The sequence below is a fragment of the Pseudomonas sp. R76 genome, assembly GCF_009834565.1.
Taxonomy (GTDB): Bacteria; Pseudomonadota; Gammaproteobacteria; order Pseudomonadales; family Pseudomonadaceae; genus Aquipseudomonas.
Genome location: NZ_CP019428.1, coordinates 6,691,522 through 6,709,003 on the forward strand (window position 1 = coordinate 6,691,522; position 17,482 = coordinate 6,709,003).

11 protein-coding genes are annotated in these 17,482 nt (G+C 62.4%); 10 read left to right on the plus strand and 1 reads right to left on the minus strand.

Annotation, left to right across the window (positions count from 1 at the left end; translation table 11 throughout):
• The first annotated feature begins 234 nt into the window (after positions 1 to 234).
• The 6 genes from PspR76_RS30415 to PspR76_RS30440 all read left to right on the plus strand — a co-directional run bounded on the left by PspR76_RS30415 (position 235) and on the right by PspR76_RS30440 (position 10,758).
• Positions 235 to 1,686 (plus strand): alanine/glycine:cation symporter family protein, encoded by a 1,452-nt coding sequence (locus PspR76_RS30415; RefSeq protein ID WP_159961125.1) that lies wholly within the window; start codon positions 235 to 237, stop codon positions 1,684 to 1,686.
• An 83-nt stretch (positions 1,687 to 1,769) separates the two neighbouring features.
• Positions 1,770 to 2,753: an asparaginase gene (locus tag PspR76_RS30420; RefSeq protein WP_159961127.1), complete on the plus strand. Its 984-nt coding sequence runs from the start codon at positions 1,770 to 1,772 to the stop codon at positions 2,751 to 2,753.
• Between the two features lie 93 nt (positions 2,754 to 2,846).
• Positions 2,847 to 7,448: a DUF6543 domain-containing protein gene (locus PspR76_RS30425; RefSeq protein WP_159961129.1), complete on the plus strand. Its 4,602-nt coding sequence runs from the start codon at positions 2,847 to 2,849 to the stop codon at positions 7,446 to 7,448.
• Positions 7,449 to 7,510: 62 nt separating this feature from the next.
• Positions 7,511 to 8,503, plus strand: coding sequence for an AraC family transcriptional regulator (locus PspR76_RS30430; protein ID WP_159961131.1), 993 nt, complete (start codon positions 7,511 to 7,513; stop codon positions 8,501 to 8,503).
• Between the two features lie 132 nt (positions 8,504 to 8,635).
• A complete protein-coding gene (locus PspR76_RS30435) occupies positions 8,636 to 9,670 on the plus strand; it encodes a histone deacetylase family protein (protein WP_159961133.1) in 1,035 nt (344 codons plus the stop codon).
• The gene (locus tag PspR76_RS30440; RefSeq protein ID WP_159961135.1) at positions 9,667 to 10,758 is read left to right on the plus strand and encodes a polyamine ABC transporter substrate-binding protein; all 1,092 of its coding nucleotides are present in this window, start codon (positions 9,667 to 9,669) and stop codon (positions 10,756 to 10,758) included. Before PspR76_RS30435 ends, PspR76_RS30440 begins: the two co-directional genes overlap by 4 nt.
• A 14-nt stretch (positions 10,759 to 10,772) precedes the next feature.
• Here the strand turns inward: PspR76_RS30440 and pdxR are convergent, their stop codons facing one another.
• A complete protein-coding gene (pdxR, locus tag PspR76_RS30445; RefSeq protein WP_159961137.1) occupies positions 10,773 to 12,320 on the minus strand; it encodes a MocR-like pyridoxine biosynthesis transcription factor PdxR in 1,548 nt (515 codons plus the stop codon).
• Positions 12,321 to 12,407: 87 nt separating this feature from the next.
• Here pdxR and PspR76_RS30450 point away from each other — a divergent pair, with 87 nt between their 5' ends.
• The 4 genes from PspR76_RS30450 (at position 12,408) to PspR76_RS30465 (ending at position 17,395) form a co-directional block, all read left to right on the plus strand.
• Positions 12,408 to 13,046 carry an FMN-binding negative transcriptional regulator gene (locus tag PspR76_RS30450; RefSeq protein WP_159961139.1) on the plus strand — a complete coding sequence of 213 codons (639 nt, stop codon included), beginning with the start codon at positions 12,408 to 12,410 and terminating at the stop codon, positions 13,044 to 13,046.
• Entirely contained in the window at positions 13,043 to 13,489 is a 447-nt protein-coding gene (locus PspR76_RS30455; protein ID WP_159961141.1) for a GNAT family N-acetyltransferase, read from the plus strand. The genes PspR76_RS30450 and PspR76_RS30455 overlap by 4 nt, the downstream gene beginning before the upstream one ends.
• A 10-nt stretch (positions 13,490 to 13,499) precedes the next feature.
• Positions 13,500 to 14,171, plus strand: a complete 672-nt coding sequence (locus tag PspR76_RS30460; RefSeq protein WP_159961143.1) for a GNAT family N-acetyltransferase — start codon at positions 13,500 to 13,502, stop codon at positions 14,169 to 14,171.
• Between the two features lie 254 nt (positions 14,172 to 14,425).
• Positions 14,426 to 17,395 carry an autotransporter outer membrane beta-barrel domain-containing protein gene (locus tag PspR76_RS30465; RefSeq protein ID WP_159961145.1) on the plus strand — a complete coding sequence of 990 codons (2,970 nt, stop codon included), beginning with the start codon at positions 14,426 to 14,428 and terminating at the stop codon, positions 17,393 to 17,395.
• The last annotated feature ends 87 nt before the right edge of the window (positions 17,396 to 17,482 follow it).

Sequence of the window (17,482 nt, forward strand, 5' to 3'; positions counted from 1 at the left end):
GCTTGGCTGAAACCTTTAATCGCCCCGTGCAGACGGATCACGCTCGCCTAGGTATAGTGCCGCCCCTCTTCGCGTCTGCGGCCGTCGGTAACGAGGCCCGGATACAACGCGAAAGCGCATGAATAACAACACCCGCAAAAGGATTGGGGTCGAAGCGTCGTGCACTGCCTGGTGCTAGACGATGCGTCGGACCGTCCTGCGTTTGCCATTAGAAAAATCAGCGAGGAACACTCCATGCTCGAAGTCATCAACGACTTCCTCTCAGGGAAAGTACTGATCGTGCTCATTGTCGGGCTCGGCGGTTATTTCACGATCCGCTCGCGTTTCGTTCAACTGCGTCACTTTTTCCACATGTTCTCGGTGTTTAAAGACAGCCTGAAGAGCAGCTCCGGCCAGCTCAGCTCGTTCCAGGCGCTGATGCTCAGCCTGGCCGGCCGCGTGGGTGCCGGTAACATCGCCGGTGTCGGCATTGCTGTGACCCTGGGTGGCCCCGGTGCCGTGTTCTGGATGTGGGTCACCGCGTTGGTGGGCATGTCTTCGAGCTTTATCGAGTGCTCCCTCGGCCAGCTGTACAAGCGCACCGACGCTGAAGGCACCTACCGCGGCGGCCCGGCCTACTACATTCAGCACGGCCTGCAGAAGCGCTGGCTGGGTATGGTCATGGCGTTCCTGTTGCTGGTGACCTTCGGTTTCGCCTTCAACGGCCTGCAAGCCCACGCTGTGACCCACTCGCTGAACAACGCGTTCGGCCTGGACACCACCTACACCGGCCTGGCGCTGGCGGTATTGCTGGGCCTGGTATTTATCGGCGGGATCAAGCGGATCGCCTCGATTGCCGACCTGCTGGTGCCGGTCAAGACGCTGGTCTACATCGCCGTGACCCTCTACGTGATCGTGCTGCAATTCGACCACGTGCCGGCCATGCTCGCGACCATCGTCAAGAGCGCCTTCGGCCTCGACCAAGCCTTCGGTGGCCTGGTGGGCAGCGCGATCATCATGGGTGTGAAGCGCGGCGTGTTCGCCAACGAAGCCGGTTTGGGCAGTGCGCCTAACGTGGCGGCAGTGGCCTCGGTAGAACACCCGATCGCCCAAGGCGTGGTTCAGGCGTTCAGCGTGTTCCTCGACACCTTCGTGATCTGCACCTGCACCGCGTTGCTGATCCTGCTCTCCGGTTTCTACACCCCAGGCTTTGAAGGCGACGGCATTGCCCTGACCCAGAACTCCCTGGCGGCGGTAGTCGGCGACTGGGGCCGGATGTTCATCTCGGTGGCCCTGGCGTTGTTCGTGTTCACCTCGATCATGTACAACTACTACCTCGGCGAGAGCAACCTGCGCTTCATCGTGGGCGACAACCGCAAGGTGCTGATGGGCTACCGCGCGCTGGTGCTGGTGCTGATTTTCTGGGGTTCCATCGAGAACCTCGGCACCGTGTTCGCCTTCGCCGACATCACCATGACCCTGCTCGCGTTCGTCAACCTGTTCGCCCTGGCGTTCCTGTTCAAGATAGCCATGCGCATCCTGAACGACTACGACAACCAGCGCGCAGCGGGCATCAAGACGCCGGTGTTCGACTCCAGCCAGTTCCCTGACCTGGACCTGGATCGCAAGGCTTGGCCTGCGAACCCAGTGAAGCCTGAGCCAACCGCTCAAGCCACGGCTGATCTGAACGCTCAAGCGCAACGCTAAGCGTAGGCAGCCTAGATAGATGACACGCCGCCCGGCCTTGGGCATGCTCTGGGCCCGGCGGCGTTTTTCGTTCAGGAGATTTTATGCAACCCGCTAATAACGTAATGGTGCTCTACACCGGCGGCACTATCGGCATGCAGGCCAGCGCCAACGGCCTGGCGCCCGCTTCAGGTTTCGAAGCGCGCATGCGCGAACAGCTTGCCAACCAGCCAGTCCCCGCTTGGCGTTTCCGGGAAATGGCGCCGCTGATCGACAGCGCCAACATGACCCCGGCCTACTGGCAGCGCCTGCGCGTCGCGGTGATCGAGGCGGTGGATGAAGGCTGCGATGCCGTGCTGATCCTGCACGGCACCGACACCCTGGCCTACAGCGCGGCGGCGATGAGCTTCCAACTGCTGGGCCTGCAGGCGCCGGTGCTGTTTACCGGTTCGATGTTGCCTGCCGGCGTGCCCGACAGCGATGCCTGGGAAAACGTCAGCGGCGCCCTGGCGGCGTTGGGCGAAGGCCTGGCACCGGGCGTGCAGTTGTTCTTCCACGGCGCGCTGATGGCGCCGACCCGTTGCGCGAAAATTCGCAGCTTTGGCCGCCATCCGTTCGCCGCATTGCAACGCAACGCCGACATGGCCAAGGCCGGGACACTGCCTGCCGCCCTGGATTACCGCCAGCCCAAAGCGCTGGCCAACGTCGGCGTATTGCCGCTGGTGCCGGGCATCGCAGCCGGGCAACTGGACGCGTTGATCGACAGCGGCATCCAGGCGCTGATCCTCGAATGTTTTGGCAGTGGCACGGGCCCCAGCGACAACCCGGCGTTTCTCGAAGGCTTGCAGCGCGCGCGCGATAACGGGGTGGTGGTGGTGGCGATCACCCAATGCCATGAAGGCGGCGTCGAACTGGATGTGTACGAAGCCGGCAGCCGTTTGCGCGGCGTGGGCGTGCTGTCCGGTGGCGGCATGACCCGCGAAGCGGCGTTCGGCAAACTCCACGCCTTGATCGGAGCAGGCCTTGCCACTGACGAAATCCGCCGTCTGGTGGAGCTGGACCTGGGTACGGAACCACGTCCTAGATAAGTACCCCCCTTCCTGACTTGCCGGTTTCTAGCATGGGAACCCCGAGCGTATGCCTCGGGTTGTTCCCATCCATCGGCAAGACAGGGATGCACCATGACTACTCCAAGCTCTACCCCGCAGGATGCAACATCCGAAGCGCTCACGCTTAAACTGATCACCCAACTGTGCGTCGGCCCGTCAATAACCGAGGCTGCCTGCGAACTGCTGCGCGAAGCCTTAAACGAACAGTATCCCGACCTGCATATCGACCCTCATACCACAATGATGGGCAGGCCGACCTGGGAGCTCGTCGACAACACGATCACGTCAAACCCCGCACGCTATTGGACCCTCAGCACCCTCTTGGCCAGGCAGGCCATCCTGAAAGTGCCGACCTTGTGCATAGAGGGCGAACACTTTCTCACCCAGCTCCCCTTGGCTGAGCCTGCGGTTCACCTGCCGGTGCGTATTGTGCAAATCGCCAACACCATCAATATCCTGGCGCCAGTGCTGTTCCAGGCATTCAAGGAACAGGTGGTGGATTTCTGGAACAGCAGCAAAGGTGGCGGCCCGCAATGGCACGAACTGGCCAATACCCTGCGCAACGCGTGGAACGTGCAAGAGGTGGACGGCTGGACCGAGGACGACTGTAAGTTGGCCCGCAGCCTGTATCACTCGCCCGACCTGGCAGATCGCCAGAGCGGCGACACACTCCAGCGCCAGGCGTGCCTGGTTGACGTTGATCTGCTCAGCGACGGCAAGGTCAGCCACACCCACCAGATATTTATCGCCGTGCTGCTCGGGCAGTCCAAAGGCAAAACCGTCATCCTCAGCCACTCGTTCGACGGCTATAAAAAGTTCACCACCCAGGAACAGTTGGGTGAGTACCTGACGACCTTGTTGTACCGACCACCGCCCTATGAACGCATGCAATGGCGCCTGTACGAACCGGCCGGGAATTTTTTCCAGAACCTGGCCTGCACCCTGGTCACGCTGCAAATCGACGCCCTCACCCGCCTCACCCCTGGCATGCCCACCGCGCCGAGCGATACGCCCTTGAGCACATTGGCGGAGCAGGCCGGACTGGTGACCCCCAAGGGTCCTGATCTTGTGTGGTATCAGCAAGCATTGCCGGAGTGGCTCGACCAAGCGTCTACCGCGGACCGGGCGTTTTATGCACGGCACCTAAAGGACCTTGCCGCACTGAACAGCCGCAACGCGGGCAAAACCTACCAGGACGATATCCCCTCGATCCGGCAGTACGCCCAGGACAGGCTCAAGACGCAGATCATCAAGGACCATCCCGACGCCGCAGAGCTGGCGTTGGATACCCTGACCATCACGGTGCAAAAACAGGTTGTCTGGGGCACGTTCCCGTTGCCGGGGCAGGTCGAAAGCAGCACCTTCAGCCTGGCCGACCTGGCCCTGCAAAACCTGATCGCGCTGCCTGTCGGCAACCAGACCCTGCAGTTGCAGGCGCGCAAGGGCTTGCCCGCGTGGCTGACTGTGGACTACGTGAAAACGCTCATCACGCACGTCGATATCGGCACCACTTACCCGGCGCTCATTCGCAGCAAGTTGATCGACGACCCGGACGAGTCGTTGCGGCGCAGAACCCTGTACACCCAACACCTGCGTATCCAGCTGCCGTTGCTGGCGTTGCAGTGCAAGGTGCGCAAAGAGGCCGGGATCGACGAACGCGGCTACCGCTATGTGGCAGCCGTGATGCAAGCCGAAAGCAGTGACCGTTTTGTCGACGGCCAAGCCATTGTCATGAGGCATCTGGCTTTCGTGCCCAAGCGCCGGCAGTCCAACGGCCAGGACGTGGTGAGCAACATGTACGTCATCGGCCCGCAAAATGCCGACGCCGGCCCCTGCCTGTTGTATCGCCCGCTGTTCGACCCGGTGCTGCTTCAGTACCCGTCACAGGCGAACCTGTTATATGCCATCGCGCAGTCCCACGCATTGCGTGATTCGGTGGTCGCCTGGCTGCCCGACTCGGTGCGCGGCGACTACACCAACTACGTGTTTCCCAGTGACCTGCCCTCACCCTGGACCGTGGCCGACTTTCTGGTGGAACCTGACAAACTCTGGACCTACAGCGGCCCCATGAGCCTTGGCCAGCAAGCGCTCAACGGCAACCTGTTTTCCACGTTGTTTGAAGCCAACGCCAAGGCGCTGGTCGAGCTGGCAGACCGCCAATCGGTCTCCAACGCCGAAAACCGCTGGGCCACGCTCAAGCAAGCCGGCTGGCTGATCTTCAATGCCGCCCTGCCCTTTATGGGCCGCATCGCCGGCACCGGGGCCTGGATCTGGCAGATCGTCGATCAAGTACAAACATGGGTCGAGGCACATGAGCACGGCGAGCAACAGGCGCAATGGTCGGCGCTCACCGATGTGCTGCTCAACCTGGGCATGGCTATCACCCTGCATGTCGCCACGCGCGCTCACCCCGGCACATCCCCTTCAAAGGTCGAGCCTGAAACCCCACGCCTTCCCGCGAAAACGGCGGTGACTGTAGAGCAATTGCCGACGCGCACCACAGACTACGCGCCCACCGGGCACGACTTGCCACTGAACACCAGCGGCGCGATCACGCGCACCTCCGGCAGCCTGGCGACCCTGCTGGACAGTTTCGCCATCGAAAAACCCACTGACCTTCCCGCGGTCATCACCGAGGAAGGCGTCTACCAACACCTGTACAAGCGCGAGCAGCGTTACTACGCCCAAGTGGGCGCACGCTGGTTTGAAGTAACACTGGAAGGCGACGAGACGTTCGTCATTGTCGACGCCAAACAACCCGACCGTAAGGGCCCGCCCCTGCTTCACAACGCCAGGGGCAACTGGTTTATCGACACCCGGCTGCGCCTGCACGGCGGCGGCCGCAAGGGCAAACAGAAAAGCGCCCTGGAGCAGGCGATGCTGAAGTCATCCGAACTGCGCCTGAAATTGGCGGCCTTCGAAAATGCCAAGAAAAATGTACAAAGCGACCTGCGACAGGCCCACCAGGCCATGACCGCAACGCCCGGCACTTCGGCCCAGGCCAAGTTCAAACGCCAGGCTTACATGAACAAACTCGACAGCCACAGCTCGGACTACGAAGAGGCCCGACAACAGCTGATGACCTTGAACGTCTTCACCCCCGTCACGGACTTTCAGCAAAAAGCGCTGAGCTATTTGAAGGCGCAACTGGAACTCAATGAGGCCGGTATCAGGGAGCTGCAAACCACGTTCAACCCCGCACTCAAAACCGTGCTCGAACAGCTCGAATCCCCCGCGACCTCAACCGCGGCGACCCGTGCCACAGACGCGCAGTCAGTGACTGACATGAGCAACGCCATGATCATGCGCCTGGATTACGCACAATCGCGCTTCACCGAGTTACGCGACCTTGCCCGCGAGGGCTTGCGCATGATCCAACTCAACCAGCCTCGGCTGCCAGGCTATTCCAGCGACGACCTGCGGGCCTTGCAAGTGACGCTGGCGCGACATCTATGCCTGGCGCCGCAATCCTTCGCGAGCGAGCCTGCCGCCTGGACCCTGATCAGCGAGATTGTCGACCGTGCAGACATTGCCGTGCAGACCCTGCGCGATACCCTTCAGGAGCGCAGCGAATCACGCTTGGATGAACGCATTGAAACCTTGAGCAGCCTGGTCGAGCAGTTTCAGTTCATTGATGAGCGCCTGCAGGATTTCCCCCAGGACTACACCGAACACTCGCTCACTCCACCCATTGAGCGCCTGCGTGCATTGCTCCGTGAGTTCGCCGATCGGGCCAGCGCTGAACTGGCGCCGTTGCACAACGAGCAAGAACGCCGTCGCATCCGGCCCACACCGCCGCCGTCCCCACCACGGCCGGTGAAGAAGTTCATCCATACGCGCTTCAACGGTGTACTGATTGGCGAGCCACGCTTGACCCCAGTGGGGCTCGAAACCGAGTTTGTCGACATCAAGTCACCGCTGACCCACAAAGTCATCGCCACCTTTCATCAAAAATCCCCAGGTGTCTGGGCCGAACACATTAAGCCTGCCAGTACGCCGCCCTCACCGGTTGTTCCCACCGTCGCCAGCAGCATGCTCAACGGCCAAACGTTATTGGACCAACTGCCTGCCTTCCAGACGCGCGCCGATGAGCAAATCAACAAAGCCTCGCGTACCGCCATCGGCATCGAGTACATGCTTCACCAACATGCCCAGTTGCTGGAGCAGGCCAACAAGGCCATCGAAGAAGCACTGACCCAAGACAACGCCACGGAAAGCCGGCAACCCTCTGCGGTGGCGCTCGGCAAACAACTCTACGACGCCGCGCAGGCGCTTTACCTGCAGTCCAACCAGCAGGTGCAGAAGATCATCAAGCAACAGCCACCGATCATTTCCGGTGTTGAATGGCTTAAGAATCACAAACTCATCACCTTCAAAAAAACCGTCAAGCGACGCCGCCTTAAAAGCGAGATCAAGGACTATCTGGACGAGTACACCCTTACCGATGTGGCCACGCAAACGCCGCTCTGGTATGCCCACTTCCATTACTCAACCGCAGACGCACCGGCCGATAGATTTTTGTCCGCGCGCTTGAAAACCCCACAGGAGCACGCGCGCGGCAAAGCAGCGGACAGTGTGCGCGGGCTCACTGCACAGCAACGGGTGGCGTTCTATCGCAGTACCATCAGCCTGACGCAGGCCAAGCGCTTGTTTTTCCGGCCAGAGCGCGATTGACGGGCGTGCCCGGCAGCGGCACATAACTTGCTCCAGCCTGACAAACCCAGGCTGGAGCGACCATGCTGCATTCACACCTGACCACCCTCAACGCGGTCTCCTTGGTGCTCAGTACCTTCAAGGCCGAGGGGTTGCCGTTTGAGGCGCTGCTGGCCGGCAGCGGTATCTGTGCGGCAGACCTGAACCGCGCCGACACGCGCATCACCACCAATCAGGAAATGCGCGTGTGCGCCAACGCGGTGGCCCTGCGCCGGGATGTCGGCCTGGAACTGGGCCGCCAGATGCACGTCTCGGCCTACGGCATGCTCGGTTACGCCCTGCTCACCAGTGCCACCTTCGGTGACGCTTTGCGCCTGGCGCTGCGGTATCCGGCGCTATTGGGAACACTCTTCGAGCTGAGCCTTGAGGCGGACGGCGAGCGCATCTGGTTTACCGCGGGCGACTACCGGGAAAATGCGAGCCTGGAAGTATTCAACGTCGAACTGTGCCTGGCATCGCTGAAAGTGATCTGCGATGACCTGCTCGGCCAGCCCCTGCCGCTGCTCGCGGCGCGCTTTGAACATGACGCACCGGATTACCTCGCGCGCTACACGGAACGCTTCCCCTGCCCGTTGCAGTTTCAGGCCACCGCCAATGCCTTCGCCTTCGACAAGCGCTGGCTCGACCAGCCTTTGCCCCTGGCAGACGCCATTACGCACCAGGCCATGGCCGAACGCTGCCGCAAACAGAACCTGGAGTTCACCGGGCGCCAGGCCTGGCTGGGCCGGATTCGCCAACTGCTCACCACCCAACTCAATGCCGCGCCCGGCCTGGACGGCTTGGCTGAGCAGATGAACTGCTCGGCGCGCACCCTGCGCCGCCACCTGCATGACCTGGGCAGCAGCTATCAGGAACTGCTGGACGAGCTGCGCTTCGAGCGTGCCAAGCAACTGCTGACACAAGGGCAGTGGCCGATTTACCAGATAGCCGAGGCGCTGGGGTTCAGCGAAACCGCCAGTTTCAGGCATGCGTTTGTGCGCTGGAGTGGCGTGGCACCGAGCCAATTTCGCCCGTGACGCCCCATTGAGGGGCGAATTTCGGACAGACAATTTGGCCGTATTTATCCCCTTTTGGCCGCTCCTGCCGTTCTCATAAACACGGCCCGCCGCAAGACTGCATCCACTGATACAGCCTGCGGAGAACAACAAATGCTGACGATCTACTCGGACGATCACCACCTGCATCACGGCCGTTGCGAATTGATGGACGGGCAATTGATGCCCTGCTTCGAAATGCCGTCGCGCGCCGACCATGTGCTGCAACGTGTCAAAGACCGCGAACTGGGCCCGGTGCAGGCGCCGCAGGACTTTGGCCTGGCGCCGCTGCAACGCATCCACAGCCACGCCTACCTCGATTTCTTCAAAGGTGCCTGGGAGCGCTGGACCGAGTTCGGCCAGGACGGCGACCTGCTGCCTTACACCTGGCCCGCCCGAACCCTGCGTCGGGTCATCCCCACAAGCCTGCACGGCCAGTTGGGTTACTACAGCTTTGACGGCGGCGCACCGATTACCGCCGGCACTTGGCAAGCAGCGTACAGCGCGGCACAAGTGGCGCTCACCGCACAGCAGGCCATCGCGCAAGGGGCCAACGCCGCCTTTGCCCTGTGTCGCCCGCCGGGGCATCACGCCGCCAGCGATTTGATGGGCGGTTATTGCTACCTCAACAACGCCGCGATTGCCGCCCAGGCGTTTCTCGACCAAGGCCATAAAAAGGTCGCGATCCTCGATGTGGATTACCACCACGGCAACGGCACGCAGTCGATTTTTTATGCGCGCAACGACGTGCTGTTCACCTCGATCCATGGCCACCCGGAAGCGGAGTTCCCGTTCTTCCTGGGCTACGCCGATGAGCTGGGAGAAGGCGCAGGAACAGGTTTTAACTTCAATTATCCACTGCCGGCCGGCTCCGGCTGGGAGCGCTGGAGCGCAGCACTGGAGCAAGCCTGCCGAGAGATCGAGCGCTACGACGCCGAGGTCATTGTGGTGTCGTTGGGCGTGGACACGTTCAAGGACGACCCTATTTCACAGTTCAAACTCGACAGCCCCGACTACCTGGCGATGGGCGCGCGCATCGCCCGCCTGGGCAAGCCCACGCTGTTCGTGATGGAAGGCGGCTACGCCGTGGAAGAAATCGGCATCAACGCCGTCAACGTGCTCGAAGGTTTTGAGGAGTCCGCCCAATGAACATGCTCAAGTCACTCGTCCTCTGTGCAGCCGTTCTCGGCGGCGCGGCTCATGCCGAAGAGAAACCATTGAAGGTCTACAACTGGTTCGACTACATCACGCCCAAGGCGCTTGAAGACTTCAAGGCCCAGAACCCGAAGATCAAATTGGTGTACGACATCTTCGACACCAACGAGGCCCTGGAAGCCAAGCTGCTCACCGGCAACTCCGGCTATGACGTGGTGGTGCCCTCCAATGTGTTCCTGGCCAAGCAGATCGAAGCCGGGGTATTCCAACCGCTGGACCGCAGCCAGTTGCCGAACTGGAACCACCTCGACCCCAAGCTGATGAAGCTGATCGAAGCCAACGACCCCGGCAATAAATTCGCCGTGCCCTACATGTACGGCACCATTCTCATCGGCTTCAACCCGGCCAAGGTCAAGGCGGCGCTGGGCGATAACGCGCCGGTGGACAGTTGGGACCTGATCTTCAAGGAAGAGAACATCAGCAAGCTCAAGCAATGCGGCGTGGCCCTGCTGGATTCACCCTCGGAGATCCTGCCGCTGGCCTTGCAACACCTGGGCCTGGACCCCAACAGCAGCAACCCCAAGGATTATGAAAAAGCCGAAGCGTTGCTGATGAAGATCCGCCCGTACATCACCTACTTCCACTCGTCCAAATACATGGCCGATATTGCCAACGGTGACATCTGCGTGGCCGTGGGTTATTCCGGCAGTTTCTCCCAGGCCGCCAACCGCGCCAAAGAGGCAAAAAACGGTGTGACCGTGGACATGCGCCTGCCCAAAGAAGGCGCGCCGATCTGGTTCGACATGCTCGCCATTCCCAAAGGCGCGCAAAACCCGCAGGACGCCTACACCTTCATCAACTACCTGCTGCAACCTCAGGTGATTGCGCCAATCAGTGACTTTGTCGGCTACCCCAACCCGAACAAGGACGCCACCGAACAGGTCGACCCGGCGATTCGCAATAACCCCAACCTGTACCCGACCGAAGCCGCCATGAACACGCTCTACACCCTCAAGCCACTGGGGCGTGATGCCGAGCGGGCGCGGACGCGAGCGTGGACCAAGATCAAGTCGGGGACTTAACCCGGCAGGCGCCTTCACGCATGGCCAGCGCCCCATGCCTGGCGTAGCCGCACCAGCGCCTGGGCGATGGCCGCTTCCGGCACAGCGGCGAAGCCCAGTACCAGGCCGGCGCGTTGGTCGGCGGGGGTTGCAGAGCCAGGCAGCCAATAGCTGCTCAAGCCGTTCACCTCGACGCCAGCCGCGTGCGCCTGCGCCAGCAACTGTTGCTCGCGGGCCAGATTTTCCACGCGCACGGTCAGGTGCAACCCGGCCGCCACGCTGGGCAGGGCGCCAACGCCAGGCAAGTCGTCAGGCCAACCTGCCAGCAGGGCGTTACGTCGGCTCAAGGCGGCGCGGCGCATGCGTCGGATGTGGCGCTGGAAATGCCCGGCCGCCATAAACTCGGCCATCACCGCCTGGGTGCTGACTTCGGAGTGGCGCATGTCCACGGCGCGGCGCCGGGTAAAGGCGTCCACCAAGCCCGGTGGCAATACCAGGTAACCCAGGCGCAACGCCGGGAACGCCACCTTGCCGAAGGTGCCGACGTACAACACTCGCCCGCTGCGGTCCAGCGCCGCCAAGGGCGACAGGGGCGCGCCGCTGTAGCGGTATTCGCCGTCGTAGTCGTCCTCGATGATCCAGCCGCCGGTGCGCTCGGCCCAGGCCAGTAATTCCAGACGCCGCGCCAGGCTCATCACCACACCGAGCGGGTACTGGTGAGAAGGCGTGACGTACGCTACCCGGCAATCACCAAGGGTATTGAGTACCTGGCAATCAATGCCTTCGGCATCCACCGGCACGCCGTGCAAGCGCCCGCCGGCCAGGGCAAACGCATGGCCCGCCGCGCGATAGCCGGGATTCTCCACCGCCACTGCGTCGCCGGGCTCCACCAGCAACTGTGCACAAAGGCTGATTGCCTGTTGCGCACCACTGGTGATCACTATTTGTTCAGCCGTGCACTGCATGCCCCGCGAGCTGCGCAGGTAAGCGGCGATCAAACCGCGCAGGCGCGCATCGCCTGCCGGGTCGCCGTAACACAGCTGCTCAAGGTCCGGCTTGCGCCAAAATGCCCCATTCAGCTTGGCCCACACCTCAAAGGGAAAGAGATCGAACGCCGGCACACCCACACGAAACGCCCGTGGCGGCCCCGATGGCGGCAAAGACAGGTGGTTGTTTTTCACCCGCTCCACGCCCGCGCTGTGGATAACTTCACTATCCAGATCTTCCGGCAATTTCTGCCATTTTGTGGATAAGGATGGGGATAAGCCTGTTGAAAACCCTGTGGATACTTTTGTGGATAGTTTTTTCGGTGTGGGCAATTGGGCTACATAAGTGCCATCGCCGACCCGGCTCTCGATAAACCCCTCCGCGTACAGCTGATCATAGGCGCGCACCACACTGTTGCGCGAGATCGACAACGCCGCCGCCAAGTCACGGGTGGCGGGCAATCGCGTGCCGCTGACCAGTCGCCCATCCAGTACCCGCTGGCGCAGGGCCTCGTACAGCTGGCGTGTCAGCCCCTGGCGGCGATCCAGCTCAATACCAGCAGGGTTAAATGACAGCGGCGGCGAAATCGGCGGCATATTGGACCTATGAAATTGGTGCCAGATGGCTCTTACAACGAACCATTAGCCTGCCTAGGATGCAGGCATTCGCCAAGGAATATTTCCATGTACACACCCCGCGCCTTTGCCCTCGACGATTTGCCCGAACTGCAACAGCTGATCCAGCACACTCGCCTGGCGCAGTTGGTGACCTTTGGTGAGCAAGGCCTGCAAGCCAGCCACTTGCCACTGTTGCTCAACCCCGACGAAGGCTCGAACGGCACGCTTTACGGACACCTGGCCAAAGCCAACCCACAGTGGCACGACCTGCAAAATGGCAGCGACGCCATGGTGATTTTCGCCGGTGCCGAGGCCTACGTCAGCCCGGCGTTTTACCCGGCAAAAGCCGAGCACGGCAAAGTGGTGCCGACCTGGAACTACATCGCGGTGCATGCCTACGGCAACGCCGAGGTATTTACCGACGCCGAGCGCCTGCTTGCTGTGGTCACGGCACTCACCGACCGCCACGAAGGCAACCGTGCCCAGCCGTGGAAAGTCAGCGACGCCCCAGCCGACTACATTGACGGCATGCTCAAGGCCATCGTCGGCTTCGCCTTGCCCATTGAGCGCCTGATCGGCAAACGCAAACTCAGCCAGAACCGCAGCCAAGCCGACATTGCCGGCGTGCGCGAAGGCCTGGCCGCCAGCATCGATGTGCGCGACCAGACCCTCGCGCGCTTTATTCCCCAAGGAGCTTCAGAATGAGCCCGATCAACATCCGCCCCGTCACCGCCGCCGACCACGCCGCCTGGCTGCCGCTGTGGCAAGCGTACTTGGCGTTCTACAACACCGAGTTGCCGGATGCCGTGAGCCAGAGCACCTGGCAACGCCTGATCGACGCCAACGAGCCGACCCACTCGGCGCTGGCCTGGCAGGACGGCAAAGCCGTGGGCATGGTCAACTTCATCTACCACCGCTCCAACTGGAGCATCGAAAACTCCTGCTACTTGCAGGACCTGCTGGTGGACCCGGCCCAGCGCGGCACCGGCGTGGGCCGCAAGCTGATCGAATTCGTCTACGCCACCGCCAAGGCTGACGGCTGCTGCAAGGTGCATTGGTTGACCCACGAGACCAACGCCACCGCGATTCAACTCTATGAACGTATCGCCGAACGCCCTGGTTTCATTCAATTTCGCAAAGGTCTTTAAGGAGCGCAGCATGCCTATCTCACTCGCCGACTGGAAAGGCGTCCCGGCGCCCACCGTTGAACGGCTCGAAGGGCGCTTTATCCGCCTGGAAAAACTCGACCCGGCGCGCCATGGCGACGGCCTGTGGCAAGCCCTCGAAGGCCCCGGCGCCGACCCGAAGCTCTGGGACTATTTGCCCTACGGCCCGTTTGCCGAACGCGCCGCGTTTGATGCCTGGCTCAACAACCATGCCCAGCACAGCGACCCGTATTTCTTCAGCGTGATCGACCGCCAAAGCGGCGACGTGCAGGGCATCCTCAGCCTGATGTCCATCGTCCCGGCCCAGGGCCGTATCGAAATCGGCCACGTCACCTTCGGCGCACCGATGCAGCGCTCGCCGAAAAGCACCGAGGCCGTGTACCTGCTGGCCAAGTACGCGTTTGAGCAGGGCTACCGCCGCCTGGAATGGAAGTGCAACAACGGCAACGCCCGCTCCAAGTACGCGGCGGAGCGTTTGGGCTTCAGCTTTGAAGGCGTGTTCCGCCAGCACATGGTGGTCAAGGGGCAGAACCGCGATACCGCGTGGTACTCAATCCTGGACTCCGAATGGCCTACGGTTGGGGCAGGGTTTGAAGCGTGGCTGTCGGAGTCGAACCAGAGTGGTTCCGGTCAGCTGAAAACACTGGCCGAGTGCCGAGGCTGACTTTGCAAAACCCCCTGGATTAATGTGGGAGCCGGGCTTGCCCGCGATGGCGGCCGGTCAGCACTGCAGATGCTGGCTGACACACCGCCATCGCGGGCAAGCCCGCTCCCACATTAGATTTTCAGCGGTTTCGAACAACTCAGGAACTGTTTACGCAATAAAATGCAGACACAGTACATGTCACACTCCCGACACATTCCTGCAATCCCCCTCCGCTATACAGGCGACTCGTTTTCATAACAAGGTCGTCCGCCATGCCCCCGTCGCCTCAACGCCTCGCCCTCGCCATCACTTTATTGGCCAGCGGTCTCGCTGAAGCGGCGCCTGCGCCCACCAAAACTGTGCAGATCGACACACCGACCACCACCGGGCAAACGCTGACCGGCAGTGATTCGTTGACCACCTCGGCGCCAGGCAGCATTACCACGCCCGGCGTGGCGGTGACGCTCAAGGACGGCACCAGCGGCGCGGGTGTGGTGATTACTAACGCGGGCAAGCTGGTTTCCAGCGGCGGGCGCGGTATCGACAGCTCGGGGACGATCACCGGGGCGCGCAATTACAGCATCTACAACCTCGCTGGCGGCGTGATTCAGGGCTCCAACGACGCGCTGCGCATCAACAGCAACTTTGCCAGCGGCAGCTTGTTGATCGACAACAGCGGCACCATTCGCTCGGCCACTGGCCAAGGCTTGGACCTGGATGCAATCCGCAGCAACAACGTCACCACCACGATCATCAACCGCGCCGGTGGGTTGATTCGCGGCGACGCCAGCGACGGCATGAAGACCGGCGCCAACGCCAGCATCACCAACTATGGCGAGATTTCGACCGGCGACACCTTCTCGCGCGATGACAAATTCGACGGCGTCGATATCGACTCCGCCACCGGCGTGACGGTGACCAACTACGGCCTGATTTCCGGCGGGCGCCACGGCATCACCACCGACCTGGGCGCCACGCTGACCAACTACGGCACGGTGATCGGCCGCAACGGTTCGGGCTTTGGCTCTGACGGCGACGGCACGGTGATCAACCACGGCACCATCACCGGCGCCTTCTCCGGGCTGCAGCCGGATGGCGACGGCGACGGCGTGGACATCGACAAAATCGCGCATATCGAAAACTACGGGATTATCCAGGGCGTCGGCGCCGGTGGCGTCGACAAGAATGGCTTTGCCAACGGCAGCGAAGGCATCGCCTTGGGCGGCGGCTATGTGTACAACGCCCACGGCGCGCTGGTCAGTGGCGCCAACAACGCGATCCTGGTGGACGACGGCAGTGACGGCCCTGGCCTCGCGGCCACCACCCTGGAAAACCACGGCACCATCCAGGGCCTGAACGGCTTTGGGGTGAAGTTCGTCGGCAACTTCGCCGACACCGTCATCAACGGCGGCACCATCAGCGGCAGCAACGGCTTGGCCCTGGACTTGGGCGGCGGCGATGACACGCTGGTACTGCTGGGCGGCAGCCGCTTTGTCGGCGTGGTGGACGGCGGCGCCGGCTATGACCGGCTGAGCATGGACGATGCCGCCGGCGGCAGTTTCGGTGACAGCCGCAACTTCGAATGGCTGGACGTGAAGCAAGGCACCTGGACCCTCACCGGCAGCGGTGATTTCAGCGACGGCGGCGAGATTTTCAGCGGCGCCAAGCTGATCAACCAGGGCGGTATCGCCGGTAACCTGACCGTCGATGCAGGAGGTATCTACGCCGGTGGCGGCTCGGTGGGCAGCCTGGTGGTCAACGGCACCCTGCAGACCAATACGGCCTTGGGCACTGCGACCATCACGCGCGACCTGACCATGGGCAGCGGCTCGACCCTGGCCTACGGCGTCAACGCCGATGGCAGCAGCGCCCCGATTAAAGTCGGCGGCACCGCCAACCTGAATGGCGCCACCCTGGCGATCAACCCCGGCGAAGGCACGTACCCGTGGCAAAGCCATTACACCGTGCTGCAAGCCGCCAGCATCAACGGCACCTTCGGCAAGGTCACCAGCGACTATGCATTCTTGACCCCGACCCTGGATTACAGCCCCACCCAAGTCGGCCTGACGTACACCCGCAATGACATTGCCTTCAACCAGTTCGCCAGCACCGGCAACGGCGCCAATGCGGCCAACAGCCTGGCGGGCCTGGGCACAAACAACCCGCTGTACAACGCCTTGCTCAACACCACCAACGCCAGCGCGGGCGCGGCCATCGAGCAACTGGCCGGTAGCAGCACCGCCAATCTCACCGGCGCCACGCTCGGTGCGAGCGCCCAGGTGGGCAGCAGCATGCTCGCGGCGATGCATCAGCTGGGTGGCGGTGCGGGCTTGCTGGTCGGGCTTGATCAACAAGACACGCCGGTACTCGCCGCCACCGGCGTGCCGGCGCATGCGCGCAACCTCAACGACCCGAACGCCCGTGGCCGTCTGTGGCTGCAAGGCATTGGCAGCTACGGCAAGCTCGATGGCGAGCACGGCAGCAATGGCCTGACCCAACGCACCAAGGGCAGCGTGCTGGGCGCCGATTGGGCACTCGACAGCGACTGGCGCGTGGGCGTGCTGGGCGGCTACTCGAAGACCGATCTGGACACCACCGGCGTCGACGGCAGCGTCGACAGCTGGCACGCCGGCGTGTATGCCATGCGCCAGAGCGGGCCACTGGCCGTACGCCTGGGTGCGGCCTACAGCGGGCACCAGGGCGAGAGCAAACGCACGGTGGCCTTCAACGGTTTCAGCGACCGCCCCAAAGGCGACTATGACGCCAACAGCCAGCAAGCCTTCGCCGAACTGGGCTACGCCATGGGCAGTGGCCGCTTGAGTGCCGAGCCGTTCGCCAACCTGGGCTACCAGCGCTATCAGCGTGACAGCTACAACGAAAAAGGCGGCGCCGCCGCGCTGCATGTCGACGGCCAGACCCAAGACAACTTCAGCAGCACCTTCGGTTTGCGCCTGGCGCACCTGAGCCAACTGGACAACGGCATCAGCCTCACGCCACGCGTGAGCGCAGGCTGGAAGCACACCTACGGCGATGTCGACAGCAACACGCGCCAGGCTTTCCTGGCGGGCGGCACGGCCTTCAACGTCGAAGGCAGCGCACTGGACCGCAACAGCCTGCTACTCGAAGCCGGGCTGGATGTAGGCTTGTCGGCCCGCCACACCCTGGGCCTGGGCTATACCGGTGAACTGGGCAGTAACAGCCGCAACCACGCGCTGACAGGGCAATGGCAGATGAGTTTTTAATCGCGCCGTACTAGAGACAACTCCCGCAAACCAGGGGTCGATGACCTGACAGTTATCACCCCGCCATCTCGCTAAATTCCCGGCCTC

Excerpts from the sequence above, each read along its gene's own strand:
- PspR76_RS30415 (WP_159961125.1), top strand. The coding sequence starts at position 235 with ATGCTCGAAGTCATCAACGACTTCCTCTCAGGGAAAGTACTGATCGTG.
- PspR76_RS30420 (WP_159961127.1), top strand. The coding sequence starts at position 1,770 with ATGCAACCCGCTAATAACGTAATGGTGCTCTACACCGGCGGCACTATC.
- PspR76_RS30425 (WP_159961129.1), top strand. The coding sequence starts at position 2,847 with ATGACTACTCCAAGCTCTACCCCGCAGGATGCAACATCCGAAGCGCTC.
- PspR76_RS30430 (WP_159961131.1), top strand. The coding sequence starts at position 7,511 with ATGCTGCATTCACACCTGACCACCCTCAACGCGGTCTCCTTGGTGCTC.
- PspR76_RS30435 (WP_159961133.1), top strand. The coding sequence starts at position 8,636 with ATGCTGACGATCTACTCGGACGATCACCACCTGCATCACGGCCGTTGC.
- PspR76_RS30440 (WP_159961135.1), top strand. The coding sequence starts at position 9,667 with ATGAACATGCTCAAGTCACTCGTCCTCTGTGCAGCCGTTCTCGGCGGC.
- pdxR (WP_159961137.1), bottom strand. The coding sequence starts at position 12,320 with ATGCCGCCGATTTCGCCGCCGCTGTCATTTAACCCTGCTGGTATTGAG.
- PspR76_RS30450 (WP_159961139.1), top strand. The coding sequence starts at position 12,408 with ATGTACACACCCCGCGCCTTTGCCCTCGACGATTTGCCCGAACTGCAA.
- PspR76_RS30455 (WP_159961141.1), top strand. The coding sequence starts at position 13,043 with ATGAGCCCGATCAACATCCGCCCCGTCACCGCCGCCGACCACGCCGCC.
- PspR76_RS30460 (WP_159961143.1), top strand. The coding sequence starts at position 13,500 with ATGCCTATCTCACTCGCCGACTGGAAAGGCGTCCCGGCGCCCACCGTT.
- PspR76_RS30465 (WP_159961145.1), top strand. The coding sequence starts at position 14,426 with ATGCCCCCGTCGCCTCAACGCCTCGCCCTCGCCATCACTTTATTGGCC.